Below are 20,673 nucleotides of genomic sequence, written 5' to 3' on the forward strand. Positions count from 1 at the left end.
ACCCTTTACCTCAGTTCTGGCCAACCGTAGCGACTATGGTGACCTGCTTGTTGTCCGGAATTTCCTGGTATGCCAGCACGTGCATGCTGGGTACCGCCAGCCGCGCGAAGCGCGACAACATCGCCCGGACCGGTCCGGCCACCAGCAGAATCACCGGCTTGCCGAGCATTTCCTGGCGCTGCGCCGCTTCCACCAGGGAACGCTGCAGCTTCTCGGCCATGCCTGGTTCGAGGAGGATGCCATCCTCACCGCCCTGACCGGCCTTCTGCAGACTGTTGAGCAAGATCTGTTCCAACCTTGGCTCGAGGGTTATCACAGGCAGCTCCGGCTCTAGTCCCACGATGCCTTGCACGATGGCGCGGGCCAGCGAGACGCGTACCGCGGCGACCATCGCGGCGGGATCTTGACTCTTCGGCGCGACGTTGGCGATGGCCTCGGCGATGGTACGGATGTCACGCACCGGCACCTGCTCCTGGAGCAGCGCCTGCAGCACCTTGAGCAGGGTCGACAGCGATACCAGCCCCGGCACCAATTCTTCGGCCAGCTTCGGCGAGCTCTTGGCCAGCAGCTGCATCAGTTGTTGCACTTCCTCGTGCCCCAGCAGCTCGTGGGCATGCTTGTGCAGAATCTGGTTGAGATGAGTAGCCACCACGGTACTGGCATCGACCACGGTGTAGCCCAGCGACTGCGCCTGATCGCGCTGAGTGGGGTCGATCCACACGGCCTCCAGACCGAACGCCGGATCCTTGGCGGCGATGCCATTGAGCGGGCCGAACACCTGGCCGGGGTTGATCGCCAGCTCGCGGTCCGGATAGACCTCCGCCTCGGCGACACTGACCCCCATCAGCGTCAGACGATAGGCGTTGGGCGCCAAATCAAGGTTGTCGCGGATATGCACTGAGGGCATGAGAAAGCCCATCTCCTGCGACAGCTTCTTGCGCACACCCTTGATCCGCGCCAGCAGCTGGCCACCCTGGTTGCGGTCGACCAGCGGAATCAGGCGATAACCTACCTCCAGGCCGACCATGTCCACCGGGGTGACATCGTCCCAACCCAGCTCCTTGACCTCCTGGGCCTTCTGCGCAGGCAGCAGCTCCTGCTGGCGCTGTACCTCCTTGACCTCGTCTTCCTTGACCTTGCGATTCTTGTGCGCGATCCAGTAGGCACCACCGGCCGCCACCAGCCCCAGACTGATGAAGGAAAAATGCGGCATGCCCGGCACCAGGCCCATGGCGATCAGGATGGCAGCAGCCACCGCCAGCGCGCGGGGCGATGCAAACATCTGCCGGTTGACCTGCGCCCCCATGTCTTCGGAGGTGGACACCCGGGTCACCATCACGGCGGCGGCCGTGGACAGCAACAGCGAAGGAATCTGCGCCACCAGACCGTCACCGATGGTCAGCAAGGTGTAGACCTTACCGGAGTCGGCGAAAGCCAGGTTGTGCTGCAGCACGCCGATGGCGATACCGCCGATCAGGTTGATGAACAGGATCAGCAGACCGGCGATGGCGTCGCCGCGAACGAACTTGCTGGCACCGTCCATCGAGCCGTAGAAGTCAGCCTCCTGGGCCACTTCGCTGCGGCGTTTCTTGGCCTCGTTCTGATCGATCAGACCGGCGTTGAGGTCGGCATCGATGGCCATCTGCTTGCCGGGCATGGCATCGAGGGTGAAGCGCGCGCTGACCTCGGAAATCCGTCCGGCACCCTTGGTGACCACCACGAAGTTGATGATCATGAGGATGGCGAACACCACGATACCGACCACGTAGTTGCCACCGATCACCACCTCACCGAAGGCCTGGATCACCTGACCAGCCGCTCCATGCCCCTCGTGGCCGTTGAGCAGCACCACACGGGTCGAAGCCACGTTGAGCGCCAGACGCAGCAGCGTGGCGGCCAGCAGGATGGTGGGAAATACAGCGAAGTCCAGCGGCCGCAGCGCATAGATACTGACCAGCAGCACGACGATGGATAGCGCGATACTGAAGGTGAACAGGGTGTCGAGCAGAAACGGCGGGATCGGCAGCATGACCATGCCGAGCATGACCAGCAGCAGCAGCGGAATGCCCAGGTTGCCATGGCGCAAACCTGCAAGGTTGCTGCGTACGTCACCGATTATCTGTGCGCGATCTACTGCCACGTCCCTACCTCAAACCATTCAATCTTTTGACGCGAAAGTGCGTCCTGGAGAGGTAATGGCAAGAAGCGTTCCAGAAATGACGGGGCAGCGCGCAAGGTGCTCTTTACGGGTCGCGGCGTAGATCCGCCGGGATCGGAAAGTCCGGCAGTGGCCCCGGCGGCTTGCCCTTGCCGGCCTTGTACTGACGAAGCTGATAGACGTAGGCCAGCACCTGCGCCACGGCCAGATACAGGCCGGCGGGGATTTCCTGATCCAGCTCGGTGGAGTAATACACGGCACGGGCCAATGCTGGCGACTCCAGCACCATCACCCGATGCTCCTGAGCGATCTCGCGAATCTTCAGCGCCAGGAAGTCGCCGCCCTTCGCCAGCAACAGCGGCGCGCTGCCTTTCTCCGGATCGTACTTGAGCGCTACGGCGAAGTGCGTCGGGTTGGTGATCACCACGTCAGCCTGCGGCACGGCCTGCATCATCCGCCGCTCGGCCATCTCACGCTGCAACTGACGAATACGTCCTTTGACCTCGGGCTTACCCTCGGTGTCCTTGTACTCGTCGCGCACTTCCTGCTTGGTCATCTTCAGCTTCTGCTTGTGACTCCACAGCTGGAACGGCACATCCACGGCGGCAATCAGGATCAGCCCGCAGGACAACCAGAACGCGCTCCAACCGACGACCTGGAGGCTGTGCAGGATGGCCGGCTCGACCGATTCGTTGGCGATTGCCAGCAGATCGTCCTGATCCACCGAAAGCACCACCAGCGCCACCGCAAGAATGACCAGAAACTTGGCCAGCGCCTTGAGCAACTCGACCAATGCCTGAACCGAGAACATGCGTTTGAGGCCCGCCAGAGGATTCATCCGACTGGCCTTGGGTTGCAGCGCCTCGGCAGAGAACAACCACCCTCCCAGTGCGATGGGGCCGGCGACGGAGGCGATCAACAGGGCAATGAAGAAGGGTTGCACCGCCAGCAATGCCTGCTTGCCAGAAGCCAGCAGATAGAGAGCCATGCTGCCTTCGCTCATCAGCACATCACGCGGCAGGCTGAAATTGCCGCGCATGACATCCATCAGCACGTTGCCCATGTAGGCGCCGAAAAGGATCAGGGCTACGGTGCCGGTGAGCGTCACCGCCACCGTGTTGAGCTCCTTGGAACGAGCGATCTGGCCTTTCTTGCGCGACTCTTCAAGTCGCTTGCCTGTGGGTTCCTCGCTCTTGTCAGCACCACTCTCGCTTTCGGCCACGGCTACCTCACAAGAGCGAATTCGCTCAGTTGCTGCAGGGCTTCACTGGCCAGTGCCTGGAACAGGTTGCCGAAATCGGAAAGCCCCACCCAGAAAATAACCAGGCCCATGGCCAGGGTCAGGGGGAAGCCGATGGAAAAGATGTTCAGCTGTGGCGCAGCGCGGGTCATCACGCCAAACGCCAGGTTGATCACCAGCAGCGCGGTGACCATGGGCAGGGTCAAAAGGAGGCCAGCACCTATCACCCAGCTCAGCTTGCCAGCCAGCTCCCAGTAGTGATTGACCATCAACCCTTGCCCGGACGGCAGTGTGACGAAGCTTTCCGCCAGAATCTCCAGCACCACCAGATGGCCGTTGATTGCCAGAAACAACAGGGTCACCAGCATCAGCATGAACTGGCCAAGCACCGGCACCGACACACCATTGGTGGGGTCGACCATGGAAGCAAAACCCAGCCCCATCTGCATCGCGATGATCTGCCCCGCTACCGCGAACAGATGGAAGAACAACTGCAGGATAAAGCCGAACATGACACCTATCAGCACCTGTTCCAGGATCAGCAGCAGACTGCGCAGGTTCAAGGCATCGACTTGCGGCATGGGCGGCAGCGTCGGTACCAGCACCACGCTGATGGCCAGAGCCAGATAGAGGCGTACGCGGGTCGGCACCAGCTGGGTACCGATGATGGGCATGACCATCAGCATCGCGGCGATCCGGAACAATGGCAGCAAAAACTGGCCGACCCAGCCACTGATCTGCTCGTTGCTCAACTCCAGCATCGCACCCAGCCCCTCAACCTATGAGGTACGGAATGTTCTGTATCAGCGTCTGGGTGTACTCCATCAGCTGACTCACCAGCCAGGGGCCGGCCCAGATCAGCGTGATCAGCATCACCATCAGGCGCGGCAAAAAGCTCAGCGTCTGTTCGTTGATCTGCGTGGCGGCCTGGAACATGGCGACCAACAGACCGACCATCAGACTCGGCACCACCGCCAGACCGACGATCAGCACGATCAGCCACAGCGCTTCGCGAAACAGGTCAACCGCAACCTCGGGAGTCATCAAAGGCCTCGCTATAACGTGCCGAAACTGGCGGCCAGGGTGCCCATGATCAGCGCCCAGCCGTCGACCAAGACGAACAGCATGATCTTGAACGGCAATGAGATGATCAGCGGCGAAAGCATCATCATACCCATCGCCATGAGGATACTGGCGACCACCATGTCGATGATCAGAAACGGAATGAAGATCATGAAACCGATCTGGAACGCGGTCTTCAACTCGGAGGTGACGAACGCCGGCACCAGAATGGTCAACGGCACGTCCTCGACGCTGGCCAGGTCGGTACGCTTGGACAGCCGCACGAACAGCTCCAGGTCGCTTTCGCGGGTCTGCGCCAGCATGAAATCACGGATAGGCCCCTCGGCCCGTGTCAGCGCCTCCTGAGCGACGATTTCCTCATTCAGATAAGGCTGCAACGCATCGGTGTTAATCCGGTCGAAAATTGGCGCCATGATGAACATCGTCAGAAACAGCGCCAGGCCGACCAGTATCTGGTTAGAGGGTGTCTGCTGCAGGCCCAGCGCCTGACGCAGGATGGAAAAGACGATGATGATCCGGGTAAAGCTGGTCATCAGCATGACGAATGCCGGGATGAAACTCAGCGCCGTCATGATCAGCAGGATCTGCAGGCTGACCGAGTATTCCTGCTGGCCCTGCGCGTCCGTTGACAGGGTAATGGCCGGGATCGACAGCGGACTGCTGCCCTGCTGAATCAGTGTGCTGCCGCCAGGTGGGTCCTCGGCGAACGCCAGCGAAGCGGCGAGGCTCAGCACCAGCACCAGCAACAAACGCAGCATCAGGATTTGTCCTTCTGATCCTTGCCCATCAGCTCCATCAGGCGCTGGGCGAATTCTGGTGTGGCCTGCTCGACGTCGCCCAGATGCACGGGTTCCTTGAGCACGTGCAACGGGGTGATCCGTCCGGCGGACAGGCCCAGCAAAATCTGCTCATTGCCCACCTGCACCAGTACCAGGCGATCACGCGGGCCGAGCGCTTGGGTCGACAGCAGCTTGATCACCTGACCACCGCGCGGAGCCAGCTTCTGCATACGGCGTAGCAGCCAGGCGAGCAGGAAGATCAGACCGATCACCAGCAGCAGGCCGAGTAGCAACTGACCGAGCTGGCCGGCTATGTCGCTGCCCGCCATGGGAGTCGCCGCCTTGCCGGTGGGTTCGGCAGCCATGGCCGCCAGGGGCATGCTCAGAAACAGAACGAGAAGACGAGCCATGGTCAGCGCAGCTTCTTGATACGTTCGCTGGGGCTGATCACGTCGGTCAGGCGAATGCCAAACTTCTCGTTGACCACCACCACTTCGCCGTGAGCAATCAATGTGCCGTTGACCAGCACGTCGAGCGGCTCACCGGCCAGACGATCCAGTTCGATCACCGAGCCCTGATTGAGCTGCAGCAGGTTACGGATAGTGATATCGGTGTTGCCCACTTCCATGGAGATGGACACCGGAATATCCAGGATCACATCCAGATTGGGCCCATCCAGATTGACCGGCAGATTGCTGGGAGGCGGCGCGCTACCGAATTCTTCCATCGGTGCACGCGGCGCTGCAGGTTGCTCCGACTGAGCGGGCGCCTGCCCGGCCAGCATGGCATCGATATCGTCCTGATCGGCATCACCTGCCTCGGCCAGCGCTGCGGCCCATTCATCGGCCAGTGCCTGCTCCTCGGGGGAGGTGTTCTCTTCGTCTGCCATCGTCGTTCCTCGCCTGGCTTCTGCTATTCGTTCGCTTCGGGCCCAGCGGCCCTACGGAGTTGCCAGCGCCTCAGCGCTGGCGTTCGATTGGTTCCAGTACTTGCAGGGCCAGATTGCCCTTGTGCGCACCGAGCTTGACCTTGAAGGTCGGTACGCCGTTGGCGCGCATGACCACGTTGTCCGGCAATTCCACGGGAATCACATCGCCCGGCTGCATATGCAGGATGTCGCGCAGTTTGAGCTGGCGACGGGCCACGGTGGCGGCCAGCGGCACGCTGACATCGAGGATGTCCTCACGCAGCGCCTTGATCCAGCGTTCGTCCTGGTCATCGACATCGGACTGAAAGCCAGCATCGAGCATCTCGCGGATCGGCTCGATCATCGAGTACGGCATGGTGATGTGCAGGTCGCCGCCACCTCCATCCAGCTCAATGTGGAAGGTGGACACGACCACCACCTCGCTCGGACTGACGATGTTAGCCAGCGCCGGGTTGACCTCGGAATTGACGTACTCGAAGTTGATATCCATCACCGCGTGCCAGGCCTCACGCAGATCGACGAAGGCCTGGTCGAGTACCATGCGTACCACGCGCAGCTCGGTGGGGGTGAACTCGCGCCCCTCGATCTTGGCGTGACGCCCATCGCCGCCGAAGAAGTTGTCCACCAGCTTGAACACCAGCTTGGCGTCGAGGATGAACAGACCGGTGCCGCGCAGCGGCTTCATCTTCACCAGGTTGAGGCTGGTGGGCACATACAGCGAATGCACGTATTCGCCGAACTTCATCACCTGCACGCCACCCACCGCCACGTCAGCCGAGCGGCGCAGCAGGTTGAACATGCTGATGCGGGTGTAACGGGCGAAGCGTTCGTTGATCATCTCCAGCGTCGGCATGCGCCCACGAACGATACGATCCTGACTGGTCAGATCATATTGCTTGACGCTCCCCGGCTCCCCGGCATCCTCGGTTTCGACCAGGCCGTCGTCGACGCCATGCAACAGCGCATCGATCTCGTCCTGGGAAAGCAGGTCTTGCACGGCCATCTTCGGCTCCCGCTACTGCAACACGAAATTGGTGAACAGCACTTGCTCGACCACAGTGCTGCCCGTTTCCTTCTGCGCCAGCTCCTGCACGCTGGCCAGCGCCTGCTGCAGAAGCATCTCCTTGCCCAGCGGGGTTTGCAGCGCGGCAAAATCCTGGCCGGACAGCAGCATCACCAGACGGTTGCGCAATACCGGCATATGCACCTTGAGCTTTTCCATGCCGGCGGCATCGCGGCTCATCAAGGCCATGCTGACCTGCAGGTAGCGGGTACGATTCTGGTGACTGAAATTGACCACGAAGGCGGGCATCAGATCCTGGTAGATAGCAGGCTGGCGCACTGGCGCCGCCGGTGCCGCGGCCTCTGCCGGCTTGGCCTCCTCGCTCTTGTCGCCTTTGCTGAGAATGAACCAGGTACCGCCCACGGAAAGACCAACGGCCAGAAGCAAACCCACCACGATAAGGATGATGAGTTTGAGCTTGCTCTTGCCGGCGGGTTGTCCGTCGGCAGCCGGTGCCGCTTCTTTCTTAGCCATGCCAATAATCCGTCACTATCGGAGTTCTTTCCGCATTCAAAGGGTTAAGAGCAAGTGTTATGCCAGCATATGAGCAGGCTTGTCTAACTCTGGGCTGCGGATTTAACAGCTCCAGCTCGCTGCTGTCACCCAAAATGCATTCGCCCGGGCACCTTTCGGCAACCCGGGCGAATACAAGTCTAGCGGAGGAATACCGATCATCGGGCATTGCCCAGTGCCGATACAGTGTTTAACCGCTACTCACGCGTAGTAGTCGATCAGCCCACGGCCAGTGCTCAAACGCTCACCGCGCACGTCCTGATGGACACCAGGCTGCAGTTCGTCACTGGCAAGCAGATCATCACGCGAACCGGAACCACCACGCCCACCCTCGCCCTGCCCCTGCCAGCCACGGTTAAGCGACTGATCGGAAACGTTGGCATCGGCCAGGTTCATGCCTTGCTGCGCGAACAGCTCGCGCAGACGATGCATCTGCCCTTCCAGCGCCTCGCGTACGCCAGCATTGGGGCTGGCGAACGTCACCTGGGCCTGGTCCTGGGACAGGTTCACGCGCACTTCGAGACGCCCAAGGTCTGCCGGGTCCAGCTGAATTTCAGCCGACTTGAGGTTCTGGCTGGAAAGCCACATGACGCGATCCACCACCGCCTCGCTCCAGCCGCCCTGCTGCATGGCGACCGGCTGACCAGGCACCAATGGCAGACGCTGCGTAGCACCAGCCTGATGATTGAACGCCTGCGTCAGCGCATTGAGCTTGCTGACGAATTGATCGGGTCGAGTGGGCTGAGCGCTGTCCTTGAGACTCTCCAGCGCGTCCTTGGCCAGGCTTTCAAGCGGCAGGTCCAGGGCCGGTTCGTCAGTGCTCTCTGCTGACTCCTCGCCTTTGCCCATGGCCGCCATGGCTGCGGCGAAGTCAGTGCTGGTGGCCACTCTGGTGCTCTTGATCGCAGCGTCCTGCGGGGCCTGGGCCTTGCTCGCCTCTTCCGCTGGCTGCTTGAGCAGTGCCAACGGATCGAGCGCCTCCTCCTCCAGCACCGGCTCGGCATTCTCAGCGGCATCGGTGCCTGCGCCAGTAATCACCAGCGCCGGCAGCTCCGGCGACTCCTCGGTTACCGGCGCGTCGTCTACCTGAGTCTGAATACCGCCCAGCGCCATTGCCAGCAACGGATCGAGCTCTTCTTCAGCGCCCTCCTGCGTCGGCAAGGAATTGCCGGGGGCGGCAACCGCAGGCTGCTCGGCGGCAGCAGAAGCGGCATCGGGCTCCCCTGCTGATGGCGCAGACTTCTGCTCCTGGCTGGTTTTGTCGGTACTGCCTGCGCGCTCGCCAGGCTTGGCCTGACGCTCCTTGGCATATACCTCGGCAAAGCTGGAAGCACCGTTCTTGCTGGGTTCCGGCGCTTTGGCCGGCTGCTTCGCTTTGCTCTTCACCTCAGGCGTAGCCTGCAGGCGTAGGTCGGGCAACGCGGACATGGACGCTCTCCGTCTGATGGGTCGTGACGGGATCAGAGCAAAGGGCGGGCCAACTCGTGAAAAGGCATCAAACGCGATAGCGCTGACGCTCGGATTTGAACAGGATACGGACGATGGCGAACTCGCGCTCGATCTGCTCGATCAGGGCCGGAGCCGGTTCCAGAACCTCGCGCCGCCCCGCGTCCTCGAGCTCCTTGCACAAACTGGCCAGAAGCACCGCCCCCATGTTGCTGCAGCTGCCCTTGAAGCTGTGCGCAGCCAGGCGCAAGCCCTGCGCGTCACCCTCGGCCACAGCTTTATGCAGCAGACGCAGACGCTCCTCGGAATCGGCCACGAAGGTATCGAGCAGAACGGGGTATTCGTCCTCCATGACGTCCTGCAGGGCCGCCAGGACGGCATCGTCGAGATGGATATCGGACACCGGGTCACTCCCTGAACAACAGCCTCGCATTATGCCTCACCGGACCAGCAAAACTCCACGCTGACCCCCTGGCCAACCGGGGAGATCTGGAAACCATCGCTGAGCTGACGTACCAGGGCAAGACCGCGACCACACAGGGCTTCGTCGCCAGCCGCCATGACGGTGACCGGATCGAATCCGGGGCCACTGTCCTCGACCCGGACGATCAATCGCCCTCCCCCCTCTTCCGGCAGCATCTGCAAGTGAAATCGCACATAGCCATCGTGCAATGCGGCCAAACGCAGACGTCGCTCCCGATAGTACTCGGCAAAGCCGCTGGCATCCTGCTTGAGCGAGGAGTCCAGGCCCATCACCCCATGCTCCAGGGCATTGGAATAGAGCTCGGCGAGCACGGTATACAGCTCACCACCACGCGGACGCAGTGCCCGCACGTCCAGCAGCAGCTGCAGCAAAAATGGCAGGGGGTTGAAGTGACGCAGGCTCAGCGCACGAAACTCGAAACTGGCCGACCAGTCCATCACGCTGCCTTGGCCACTGTCGGCAAAGGCCAGCGGGCGAGGATGCTCGTCGTCTTCGGCGAGCCCGACCTGAACCAGGCTGACGTCGTCCTGCTGCTCGCCACGGAATGCCGCCAGCGCCAGCTGGATTTCCTCGAACAGCGCCTGCGGCTGACGATTGGCCTCCAGAAGCTTGAGCAGGCGCGCCTCGCCGAATAGCTGCCCTTGCTGGTCACTGGCCTCGAGCACACCATCACTGAGCAAAAAAATCCGATCCCCCGGCGCCAGTGGGTAGACCTCGCAACGATCGCTGAACGCCGCCGGATCGAGAATTCCAAGGGGCAAATGACGTGACACCAGTGCCTGACGCGGACGACCATCGGCATGTAGCAGGTAACCATCCGGCAACCCGCCATTCCACACTTCGAGCAAGCCCCGCTTGCTGCTGATGTTGAGCACGGTGGCGCAGCAGAAAACGCCCACCGGAAGGATGCGCTTGAGTTTGGCGTTGATCTCGCGAAGGATCTCGGCAAGGGCGTGGCCTTTGGCGGTCATGCCGTAGAACACCTCGGCTAGCGGCATCGCGCCAATAGCCGCAGGCAAACCATGACCGGTGAAATCGCCCAGCATCACGTGCATGCCGCCAGATGGTTTGTACGCCGCCAGCAGCAAATCGCCGTTGAACAGCGCATAAGGCGACTGCATGTAGCGGATGTTCGGCGCATCCAGACAGCCGGAATGCGCCACCTTGTCGAAGACCGCCTTGGCCACGCGCTGCTCGCGCAACAGGTGCTCGTTGTGTCGGGCGATCAGGTCGCGCTGTTTCAGTACCGTGTCATGCAGACGGCGCAGGCGATCCATCGCACCGATCTTGGCCTCGAGTATCACCCGGTTATAGGGCTTGGCGAGAAAGTCGTCGCCACCGGCCTCGAGACAACGCACCAGCGCCTCGCCCTCGGTCAACGAGGTGAGAAAGATGATCGGCACCATCGCTTCACCGGCCTGATCCTTGATCCGCCGCGCCGCCTCGAAGCCATCCATCACCGGCATCAGCGCGTCCATCAGCACCAGGTGCGGGCGCTCCTGCTCGAACAGAGCGACCGCCTCCAGGCCATTGCTGGCGGTCAGTACGCGGTGGCCCTGACGACTGACGATGGTGGACAACAGCATGCGGTCGGCCGCGTTGTCCTCGGCGATCAGGATCGCAAGACGGTCAGGCATGCTCAGCTGATCTTGAACAGCTGCTCGAAGTTGGAGATGGCGAGGATCTTGCGCACGTCACTGCTGCAGTTGAGCAGGCTGATCTGCGCCGAATCGCCGCCAGCATGGTCACGCAACAACAGCAGCATGCCCAGTGCCGAGCTATCCAGATAGCTGGTGTCGCGCAAATCGACCTGATAACGCTTGGGCGTCAGATTGACGCGCTCATAGGCGTCACGAAATTCCTGGTGGGAGGCGAAGTCGAAGCGTCCTCTAATCACGATGGTCAGCTCTTGCCCGTCTGCCGAGGGCTGCGAGGTAATGGCCATGTCTACTCCTTTGTCGAGACTTTGCCAGATAGGGCAATTCACGTCTGAAGGTGTAGCACTTGGCCGGCGACGAAACAACCTCAAGGTTTGTATGAAAAGTCGTCAAGCGAAGGTCAGGCGAGGCAAAAACGGCAAGGGACGGACTGGGTTCGCACTCGACTTCACGAGCTGTAAATGAGCATTTTGACGGGTGGCCCGGTTGGCGTTGCCTCTCCAGCCCGCTTTTAGCAGGCACCACCGAGCGGGGGCACTGTTCGTACACACCCGATCAGGGTTCACCGCGATCCATAAGGCGTTGCGCCAGCTCGTCGAGCAGTTTCTGTTCGCGCTTGTCCTCGGCCAGCCGAGCCTCGTCGATGTAGCGCTGGACCAGTTTGCGCAGCCCCTCGAGACGCGCATAGCGCTGCTGCCAAACGGCCCGCACTTTTTCAAGATTGGCGCGATGCCACTCCAGACTTTGCTGCTGTTGGCCGACCGCCGTTTCCAGCTGCGACAGAAAGCGCTGATAGTTCATCAGCCACTGACCGGAAACGCCCTTGCTACCCTCGCTGATCCACTGCTGCTGGTAATCGCCACGGAAACGCTCCAGCTCACCCAGCTTGGCTTCGGCCTGACCGACCAGCCCCTGGCAATGCCCGAGCTGGCGCGCGGCCTCGCGCTCGGCCTTTTCTGCCATCTCGACGACCGGCTGCAGACGCTTTGCGCGACTGAGGCTCATCGATGCACGACCTCAGCGACGACGAAAAATACTCCAATCAACACCATCATTGCCCCAGCACGGCAGCCAGTTGCTCACGGCTCAGCGGCATGCCCACACTTTCGTCCAGCCCCTGACGCAGGTATTGAGCCATGACCGGCTGGCGAGCGATGGCCTGGTCAGTGTCCGCGTCACCACCCGGAACATAGGCGCCAACACTGATGAGATCGCGGCTCTGTTGATAGCGTGACCACAGCTGTTTGAACCGCTGGGCGTGCTTGAGCTGCTCCGGCGGCACCACCTGCGGCATCACCCGGCTGATCGAGGATTCGATATCGATAGCGGGATAGTGCCCCTCCTCGGCCAGACGCCGGGACAGGACAAAGTGCCCGTCGAGCACACCACGGGCGGCATCGGCGATGGGGTCCTGCTGGTCGTCGCCCTCACTCAGTACGGTGTAGAACGCGGTGATCGAACCGCCGCCGGCCTCGGCATTACCGGCACGCTCGACCAACTTGGGCAACTTGGCAAACACCGATGGGGGATAACCCTTGGTCGCCGGCGGCTCGCCGATAGCCAGAGCGATTTCACGCTGAGCCTGGGCATAGCGCGTCAGTGAATCCATCAGCAGCAGAACGTTCTTGCCCTTGTCACGGAAGTACTCGGCGATACGCGTGCAGTACTGCGCCGCGCGCAAACGCATTAGCGGCGCTTCATCGGCCGGCGAAGCCACGACCACGGAGCGCTTGAGACCTTCTTCGCCGAGAATCTCGTCGATGAACTCCTTGACCTCACGCCCGCGCTCACCGATCAACCCGACCACGATGATCTCGGCCTCGGTAAACCGCGTCATCATGCCCAACAGCACCGATTTGCCCACACCGGTACCGGCGAACAAGCCCAGACGCTGGCCGCGTCCTACGGTGAGCAGGCCGTTGATCGAGCGAATGCCTACATCCAATGGCTGGCTGATGGGGTCGCGATTGAGCGGGTTGATGGTCGGGCCATCCACCGGCACCCAGTCCTCGGCCTTCATCCCGCCTTTGCCATCCAGGGCGCGGCCGGCGCCGTCGAGCACTCGACCCAGCATGGACATGCCCATGGGCAAACGCCCGGCATCGGGCAGCGGCACCACGCGCGCGCCGGGCGCAATACCCGCCAGACTGCCCGCCGGCATCAGATAGATCTTGCCCCCGGAGAAGCCCATCACTTCGGCCTCGACCTGCACCGGGTGGTAACTGTCCTCGTTGATGACTAGGCAGCGACTGCCTATGGCCGCGCGCAGTCCTTCGGCCTCCAGGGTGAGACCGACCATACGCAACAGACGACCTTCGAGTATGGGCTGGCTGGGCAGGCTGATCGCGTCACTGTAGCCCTCCAGACGCCGGGCAAAACTCACGCGATCAAGGCGCATCGTCGCGGTCCAGATCCAGATTGATGTCCGCTTCCGGCGGCTGGGTGCTCTGCGCGCGCTGCTGCTCGAACAATTGCTTGAGCGCCTGCGCCATGCGCGTCTCGACGCTGGCATCGATCTGGCTATGCTCCGACTCGATACGGCAGCCACCTGGCAGCAGACTGTCGTCCTCGAGGATGCGCCAGCTTTCCTCATGACGCTCGCGCAGTGCCTTGATCGCCTCGAAGTCCTGCGGGTTGACCTGAATGCGCACGTTGCCCGCGCCCATCGGCAGCAGCTTGAGTGCTTCGCGCAGAACCTGACGAATCTGGCTGGAGTCGGTGTTCAGTTCGCGCTGAATCACCTCGCGCACCATATGACTGACCAGACGCACCATGGCCACTTCCATCTGCTGGTCCTGCTCGGCAATCGGATCGAGCAGCTGCGTCATGAGCTTTTCCAGGCTGCCAACCTTCAGCGCCAAGGCCGCATCGGCCTCCTGCTTGGCCTTGATCTGGCCGGCATGAAAGCCGTCCTTCTCGCCCGTGGCAAAACCTTCGTTGTAGGCGTCCTGGCGGATGGCTTCGAGCTCATCGAGCGTCAGCGGTTTGACATCTTCGAGTGCGACCTCTTCGACCTGCGCAGTGTCCTGCTCCTCGACCTCGACTGGAGACTGCGCCTGTTCATCAGCAGCAACGTCGGCGTCCGCAGGTTCTTCACCCGGTGCATCGAAGCTGGGCAACGCCCAGCGGTCGAAAGTGCCCAGATCCTTGGCGCGAATCAGCTCGCTCTCAGGCTCCTTGGCAGCCATGACTTAAACCATCTCCTCGCCACCCTTGCCGCCGAGCACGATCTCTCCGGCTTCGGCCATGCGCCGGGCGATGGTGAGAATTTCCTTCTGCGCCCCTTCGACATCGCTGACGCGCACCGGCCCCTTGGCCTCCAGGTCGTCGCGCAGCAGCTCGGCTGCACGCTTGGACATGTTCTTGAAGACCTTGTCCTTGATCGCGTCGTCGGCGCCCTTGAGCGCCAGCACCAGAACCTCGGACGAGACTTCGCGCATCAGCGCCTGGATACCGCGGTCGTCGACATCGGCCAGGTTGTCGAAGACGAACATGAGGTCTTCGATCTGCGTCGACAGGTCTTCGTCCACCTCGCGGATGGAGTCCATCAGCTGACCTTCCACCGAGCTGTCGAGGAAGTTCATGATGTCCGCCGCACGCTTGACGCCACCCATGGTGGCGCGTGTGGTGTTAGCGCTGCCGGAGAACTGCTTCTCGAGGATCTGATTGAGTTCCTTGAGCGCGGACGGCTGCACGGTATTGAGCGAGGACACGCGCAGGATGATGTCCAGGCGCACCTTGTGGTCGAAATGGCTGAGCACCTCACCGGCCTGGTCCGGGTCGAGATAGGCGACGACGATGGCCTGGATCTGCGGGTGCTCGTAGCGAATCACGTCGGCAACGGCACGTGGCTCCATCCACTTCAGGCTGTCCAGGCCACTGGTGCTGCCGCCAAGCAGGATGCGGTCGATCAGATTACCGGCCTTGTCCTCACCCAACGCAGAGGTGAGCATCTTGCGGATGTAGGCATCGGAACCCACACCGAGGCTGGTCTGGTCGCCGACGATATCGACGAACTCGGCCATCACCTGCTCGACCTGCTCACGATGGATATTGCGCATGCCGGCCATGGCCACGCCGACGCGCTGCACTTCCTTCGGCCCGAGGTGACGCAACACCTGTGCGGCATCAGTCTCGCCCAGCGAAAGCAGCAGAATCGCAGCCTTGTCGACCTTGTTCAGCTTGGTAGCGGTACGATTGTCACTCATCGGCGTTGATCCACTCTTTCACGACCTGGGCGACGCGGCCAGGATCATCCGCTACCAGACTCTTGATAGCGTTCAGTTGTGCATCATACCCCTCACTGGGGCTCGGCAACATGATGCTCTGCGGCCCGCCGAGGCTGACGCGATCGTCGGACAGCTCGCCGTCCAGACCTGCCATTTCACCAAGCTCCACATCGCCAGAGCCTGCCAGCTCCTTGCCCCTGCCGCCGCCGGTGATGTTGTTGAGTACCGGGCGCAGCACACCGAACACCAGCACCAGGATGAACAGCACGCCGAGCACCTGCTTGACGATGTCCCAGAACCAGGGCTGGGTGTAGAACGGAATATCGGGGATTTCCTCGCCCAGCGAAGCGGTGAAGGCGGTATTGATCACACTGACGCTGTCGCCGCGACTGGCATCGAAGCCAACCGAATCCTGGACCAGACGGGTGAAGCGCGCCAGATCATCGGTCGTCCACGGCACTCGGCTGCTCTCGCCAGTAGCCGGATCGATACGTACCTGGTCGTCCACCACCACCGCGACCGACAGGCGACGCAGACGTCCCTGCTGCTGACGGGTGTAGCTGATGGAACGGTCCAACTCGAAATTGCGGGTGGACTGCTCGCGCTTGTCTGCCGGGTACGGTGCCAGCATCGGCTGGCCGGTTACCGGGTCCATGATCTGCTGGCCATTGGCGTCGATCAGCGGCTGACCAGCTGCGACCGGGCCGGCCGGGGCAGCAGCGCCAGCGGCCTGCTCCGGCGCGGCAGCCGGACCAGGTGGTTGATTGGACAGCGCGCCCGGCACGCCCTGCGGCGGCAAGCTGCTCTGACGTTGTTCGTTGACCTGTTGCTCGCTGCGCAGCGCGGGTTGATCCGGATTGAACATTTCGGAAGTGGATTCTACCGAGCTGAAATCCACGTCAGCCGATACTTCCGCCTTGTAGCGACCCGTGCCCAGCACCGGCTGCAGAATGTTGTGCACACGCTGGGTGAACAGCGTTTCCATGCGGCGGGTGTAGTCGAACTGCTTGCCGGCCATGGTCAGCTCGGACAGCTCCTGCTGATCGGAGAGCAGATTGCCCTTCTGGTCGACCACCGTGACCTGGCCCTTGTCCAGCTCAGGCACGCTGGTCGCCACCAGGTTGACGATCGCCATGACCTGGCTGGGCTCCAGCCCACGCCCCGGGTACAGCTCGACCAGAACCGAGGCGGACGGTTTGCGCTCGTCACGCACGAAAACGGAGGCTTTGGGCATGGCCAGATGCACGCGCGCCGCCTTGACGTTGTTGAGGCTGGCAACCGTACGCGCCAGTTCGCCCTCGAGGCCACGGCGATAACGGGTCGCCTCCATGAACTGGCTGGTGCCGAGGCCTTGATCACGGTCGAGAATTTCGAAACCGACGCTGTTGTCGGTCGGCGCCACACCGGCAGCAGCGAGGCGCATGCGCGCACGTGCCAGATCATCTGCCTTGACCAGCAGCGCGCCGGAGTTGGGTTCGATGGTGTAGTCGATGCCGGAGGCGGCCAGGGTTTCGACTACCTGAGAGGCATCCATACCGTTGAGGCTGCCGTAGAGCGGACGGTAATCCGGTTGCTGCGACCAGAGCACCACGGCAAAACCGATCGCCACGCTGGCAGCCAGACCGACCAACAGGCCGAGCTGACGCAACACCGACATCTCGGCGAGGTTTTCCAGGAAGCTAAGGCCCAGCAGGGGCTTCTTGGGCTCGCCCGATTCGGCCTTGGCCGGTACGTTTGCTACTACTGCTTCAGCCATGAATCAACCCTCAGACCGGCATCTGCATGATGTCTTGATAAGCCTGGACCAGCTTGTTACGCACTTGGGTCATGGCCTGGAAGGATACGCTGGCTTTCTGCGAGGCGATCATCACGTCGGTCAGATCGACCCCGCTCTGCCCCATCTCGAAAGCGGTAGCCAGTTTATTGGAAGCCTGCTGGGTCTCATTGACCTTGTTCACCGCCTGGCCGAGCATTTCCGAGAAGCTCGGCGCCCCCTGCACCGGCTCGCTCGCAGCAGGCTTCTGACGCGCCATGGCCTCAGCCTGCATGGAACGCATTTCCAGCATCAAGCGATTGAATTCGACACCTTGGCTCATGACTTCCTCCACTGCCCGCTTTTTGACACTAGCGGCGCTATGCAGGGGTATTTGCAACAAGGGTGCCAACAAAGCCACGACTAGCGGCACGCCTCAAGCGGCAGGTAGAAGCAGGCCCGAAGCGGGCTTATAGGAGGGGCAAGCGAAGATGGCGAACCAGACGGAGGGTACGCCTGGTTCGCCTGCATAGGCAGGACATGGCCAGGGCCAGACTAGCTGGCGTAGAGATACGCCTCGACATCCATACCGGCATCACGCATCTGCGCCAGCTTGTAACGCAGCGTACGCGGGCTGATGCCCAGGCGTTCGGCGGCTTCCTTGCGGCGGCCGCGCTCGGCGCGCAGGGTATCGATGATCACCTGGAACTCGCGGCGACGAAGGTCCTCACCCAGAGCACCGGAATCCGCCGCACTCGGCGACTCGACCGGCTGCGACGCAGGCGGCGCCACGCTGGGTACAACCGCAAGACGTGGCGCCGTACTCTGCACCGTCTGGCCGATGGGTGCATGCAGGCAGAGATCCTGCGCCTGAATTACCCCGCCCTGCTGCAGGATCAATGCGCGCTGAATGGCGTTGTCCAACTCGCGCACATTGCCCGGCCACTGATGCTGCACCAGGCTCTGCGCAGCCGACTCGGACAACCTCACCTGAGCTTGATTCATTTTTTTGACGTGCTTGGCCAGCAGACGCTCAGCCAGCGGCAGAATGTCGGCAGGCCGCTCACGCAGCGGTCGCCAGGCCAAGGGAAAGACCGACAGGCGATAGTAGAGATCCTCACGGAAGCGCCCCGCCGCCACTTCACTGGCCAAGTCACGGTTGCTGGTGGCCAGCACGCGAATGTCCAGATTGATCGGTTTGCGCGCCCCTACCCGCTCCACCTCACGCTCCTGCAGCACACGCAGCAACTTGGCCTGTAGACCCAGCGGCATTTCGGAAATCTCGTCGAGCAGGATGGTGCCGCCATCGGCCAGCTCGAACTTACCCGGCTGAGCGGTGACCGCACCAGTGAATGCGCCCTTCTCATGCCCGAACAACGTGGCCTCAAGCATGTTGTCGGGAATCGCCGCACAGTTGATGGCGATGAAGGGCCCGGATGCACGCGGCGACTGCTGATGGATATAGCGCGCCAGCACTTCCTTACCGGTACCGGACTCACCCGTGATCATCACCGTCGAGTCACTCTGCGCCACTCGGCACGCCAGCTCCAGCAGCTGCACGCTGGCCGGTTCGAGCGCTACCGGACCATCACGGTCCCCCGCGATCAGCTTGCCGAGTGCATGCCTGGCCACCAATTCCAGCAGCGTGCGCGGCTCGAACGGCTTGACCAGATAGTCGGCGGCGCCCTGGCGAATGGCATCCACTGCCCGCTCCACCGCACCGAAAGCCGTCATCAGCAACACCGGCAGTTGCGGGTAACGACTACGAATCTGCGCCAGCAGCTGATGACCGTCCATGCCCGGCATGTTGACATCGCTGACCACCAAGCCGAACGGCTCCTCGGTCAACGCGACCAACGCCGCCTCGGCGCAATCGACCGCCCGATAATCATGCCCGCCCAGGCACAGGGTATCGGCCAGGGCTTCGCGCAGCGCGCGATCGTCTTCAACCAGCAGGACTTTGGCAGCCATGGGTTACTCCTGATTCGAGTGAGGCGCTGCATCGAGCAGCGGCAAAGAAACGATGGCGCAGGTGCCACGACCCGCACGCGATTGCAGCAGCAGCTGGCCCTGATGAGCACGCGCCACCGCCTTGACCACCGCCAGCCCGAGGCCGGTCCCAGTGGTTTTGGTGGTAAAGAAAGGTTCGCCAAGACGCGCCAGGACTTCCCTGCTCATTCCAGGCCCGTTGTCACTGACAGACAGGCGCAACTGGCTGTCGCGGCGGTAGAGATGAATCTTCAGACGTGCATCACGCCCTGCAGCCTGAATGGCGTTGTCGATCAGATTGAGCACGGTGCCCACCAGCGTGTCGCGATTGCACAGCAGCTCGCCGTCGCGCACATCGCACTGCCAACGCACGGCCATATCGCCCACATGCGCATCGGCAGCCGCACGTAACGCGTCGAACAAGACCGACGGCGACAGGCGATCCGGCAACGGCAGCTCGCCCCGGGCGAAGATCAGCATGTCGCGCACCTGGTTTTCCAGCTCGTGCAGCCGCTCCTTCAAACGCCCGGCGAAGCGCTGCTGCTGTTCAGCCGGCAGCACCTGCTCGTTCAGATGGCTTGCGTAAAGCAGCGCAGCGGAGAGTGGCGTACGGATTTGATGCGCGAGGGAAGCAACCATTCGCCCCAGCGCCGATAGGCGCTCATGGCGAGAAAGCTGATCCTGTAGGCGACGGGTTTCCGTCAGGTCGGTCAGCAGCACAAGCTGCCCCGGTTCCCCGTGCAGAGAACGCGTGGCAATAGATAGACGGCGGCCGTCGCGCATGGAGATTTCGTGACCATCGTCTTCGCGCGGCGCAAAGTTGCGAGCGATCACCTGGCGCCAGAGCATACCCACCAGTGGCTGGCCGAGCAGAGCACGCGCGACGGGATTGGCCTCGCGCACGACGCCCTGACCATCGATGACGATCACACCGCCAGGCAGCAGATCCAGCAGGCTTTGCAGACGATGGGCCAGACGCTCCTTCTCCGCCAGTTCCTGCATACGCTGAGCACTGACCAGTGCCAGCTGCCCCTTCAGCTCATTGACCCTCGCCTCGAGCAGGCTGTAGGACTCGCTGAGCTGATTGGACATCTGATTGAACAGGGCAAAGGCCTGCTCCAGTCCTGCACGGCTGGCTTGTTCGAGCGGCGCCGGAACGCCTGGCTCGGCTGACTCGGTAGGACGAAGGTTGGCTTCCATCTGCTTCTCTCGTACGACGCACCGTCAGAAGACGGTCAGATACAAGAGCTTTAGCAATCCCCGTGCCTACTTTTTTATCCTTACTTATCAGTTACTTGAAAAAACAAAGCCGGAGCTCGCGTCAAAGCTCCGGCTTTCTTTGTGCTATTT

General features: G+C 62.0%; 21 protein-coding genes. All 21 read right to left on the minus strand.

Going from position 1 to position 20,673, the window contains the following annotated elements; all coding sequences use genetic code 11:
• Positions 1-10 precede the first annotated feature (10 nt).
• Entirely contained in the window at positions 11-2,140 is a 2,130-nt protein-coding gene (gene flhA / locus BLR77_RS20365) for a flagellar biosynthesis protein FlhA (protein WP_074681230.1), read from the minus strand.
• A gap of 103 nt (positions 2,141-2,243) precedes the next feature.
• Complete coding sequence (gene flhB / locus BLR77_RS20370) at positions 2,244-3,380, minus strand: flagellar biosynthesis protein FlhB (RefSeq protein ID WP_074681232.1); 1,137 nt, start codon at positions 3,378-3,380, stop codon at positions 2,244-2,246.
• A gap of 2 nt (positions 3,381-3,382) precedes the next feature.
• Positions 3,383-4,159 carry a flagellar biosynthetic protein FliR gene (gene fliR, locus BLR77_RS20375; protein WP_074681234.1) on the minus strand — a complete coding sequence of 259 codons (777 nt, stop codon included), beginning with the start codon at positions 4,157-4,159 and terminating at the stop codon, positions 3,383-3,385.
• A 13-nt stretch (positions 4,160-4,172) separates the two neighbouring features.
• Positions 4,173-4,442 carry a flagellar biosynthesis protein FliQ gene (gene fliQ / locus BLR77_RS20380; protein WP_074681236.1) on the minus strand — a complete coding sequence of 90 codons (270 nt, stop codon included), beginning with the start codon at positions 4,440-4,442 and terminating at the stop codon, positions 4,173-4,175.
• Positions 4,443-4,453: 11 nt separating this feature from the next.
• Positions 4,454-5,239: a flagellar type III secretion system pore protein FliP gene (fliP, locus tag BLR77_RS20385; RefSeq protein ID WP_074681238.1), complete on the minus strand. Its 786-nt coding sequence runs from the start codon at positions 5,237-5,239 to the stop codon at positions 4,454-4,456.
• The gene (gene fliO, locus BLR77_RS20390) at positions 5,239-5,670 is read right to left on the minus strand and encodes a flagellar biosynthetic protein FliO (RefSeq protein WP_074681240.1); all 432 of its coding nucleotides are present in this window, start codon (positions 5,668-5,670) and stop codon (positions 5,239-5,241) included. The genes fliP and fliO overlap by 1 nt, the downstream gene beginning before the upstream one ends.
• Positions 5,671-5,672: 2 nt before the next feature.
• Complete coding sequence (fliN, locus tag BLR77_RS20395) at positions 5,673-6,149, minus strand: flagellar motor switch protein FliN (RefSeq protein ID WP_074681243.1); 477 nt, start codon at positions 6,147-6,149, stop codon at positions 5,673-5,675.
• A gap of 70 nt (positions 6,150-6,219) precedes the next feature.
• Positions 6,220-7,191 carry a flagellar motor switch protein FliM gene (gene fliM / locus BLR77_RS20400; protein WP_074681245.1) on the minus strand — a complete coding sequence of 324 codons (972 nt, stop codon included), beginning with the start codon at positions 7,189-7,191 and terminating at the stop codon, positions 6,220-6,222.
• 12 nt (positions 7,192-7,203) lie between these two features.
• Positions 7,204-7,725, minus strand: a complete 522-nt coding sequence (gene fliL / locus BLR77_RS20405; RefSeq protein WP_074681247.1) for a flagellar basal body-associated protein FliL — start codon at positions 7,723-7,725, stop codon at positions 7,204-7,206.
• Positions 7,726-7,965: 240 nt separating this feature from the next.
• On the minus strand, positions 7,966-9,192 hold the full coding sequence (locus tag BLR77_RS20410; RefSeq protein ID WP_074681249.1) for a flagellar hook-length control protein FliK: 1,227 nt from the start codon (positions 9,190-9,192) through the stop codon (positions 7,966-7,968).
• A 67-nt stretch (positions 9,193-9,259) separates the two neighbouring features.
• Positions 9,260-9,613, minus strand: a complete 354-nt coding sequence (locus BLR77_RS20415) for an Hpt domain-containing protein (protein WP_074681251.1) — start codon at positions 9,611-9,613, stop codon at positions 9,260-9,262.
• A gap of 29 nt (positions 9,614-9,642) precedes the next feature.
• Entirely contained in the window at positions 9,643-11,331 is a 1,689-nt protein-coding gene (locus BLR77_RS20420) for an ATP-binding SpoIIE family protein phosphatase (RefSeq protein WP_083366099.1), read from the minus strand.
• Positions 11,332-11,333: 2 nt separating this feature from the next.
• Positions 11,334-11,639 carry an STAS domain-containing protein gene (locus BLR77_RS20425; RefSeq protein ID WP_003460737.1) on the minus strand — a complete coding sequence of 102 codons (306 nt, stop codon included), beginning with the start codon at positions 11,637-11,639 and terminating at the stop codon, positions 11,334-11,336.
• Positions 11,640-11,907: 268 nt separating this feature from the next.
• Positions 11,908-12,357 (minus strand): flagellar export protein FliJ, encoded by a 450-nt coding sequence (gene fliJ, locus BLR77_RS20430; RefSeq protein ID WP_074681253.1) that lies wholly within the window; start codon positions 12,355-12,357, stop codon positions 11,908-11,910.
• A 46-nt stretch (positions 12,358-12,403) separates the two neighbouring features.
• Positions 12,404-13,750, minus strand: coding sequence for a flagellar protein export ATPase FliI (fliI, locus tag BLR77_RS20435; RefSeq protein ID WP_074681256.1), 1,347 nt, complete (start codon positions 13,748-13,750; stop codon positions 12,404-12,406).
• Entirely contained in the window at positions 13,740-14,540 is an 801-nt protein-coding gene (fliH, locus tag BLR77_RS20440; RefSeq protein ID WP_074681258.1) for a flagellar assembly protein FliH, read from the minus strand. The genes fliI and fliH overlap by 11 nt, the downstream gene beginning before the upstream one ends.
• Positions 14,541-14,543: 3 nt before the next feature.
• The gene (gene fliG / locus BLR77_RS20445; protein WP_072425685.1) at positions 14,544-15,560 is read right to left on the minus strand and encodes a flagellar motor switch protein FliG; all 1,017 of its coding nucleotides are present in this window, start codon (positions 15,558-15,560) and stop codon (positions 14,544-14,546) included.
• Positions 15,553-17,337 (minus strand): flagellar basal-body MS-ring/collar protein FliF, encoded by a 1,785-nt coding sequence (gene fliF, locus BLR77_RS20450; RefSeq protein WP_074681260.1) that lies wholly within the window; start codon positions 17,335-17,337, stop codon positions 15,553-15,555. The genes fliG and fliF overlap by 8 nt, the downstream gene beginning before the upstream one ends.
• Positions 17,338-17,347: 10 nt before the next feature.
• Positions 17,348-17,677: a flagellar hook-basal body complex protein FliE gene (gene fliE / locus BLR77_RS20455; protein ID WP_013714978.1), complete on the minus strand. Its 330-nt coding sequence runs from the start codon at positions 17,675-17,677 to the stop codon at positions 17,348-17,350.
• 212 nt (positions 17,678-17,889) lie between these two features.
• A complete protein-coding gene (gene fleR, locus BLR77_RS20460; RefSeq protein ID WP_074681262.1) occupies positions 17,890-19,305 on the minus strand; it encodes a sigma-54-dependent response regulator transcription factor FleR in 1,416 nt (471 codons plus the stop codon).
• A 3-nt stretch (positions 19,306-19,308) separates the two neighbouring features.
• A complete protein-coding gene (locus BLR77_RS20465; RefSeq protein WP_074681264.1) occupies positions 19,309-20,523 on the minus strand; it encodes a sensor histidine kinase in 1,215 nt (404 codons plus the stop codon).
• Positions 20,524-20,673 lie beyond the last annotated feature (150 nt).

The sequence above is a fragment of the Ectopseudomonas alcaliphila genome (genome assembly GCF_900101755.1).
Classification (GTDB): Bacteria; Pseudomonadota; Gammaproteobacteria; order Pseudomonadales; family Pseudomonadaceae; genus Aquipseudomonas; species Aquipseudomonas alcaliphila.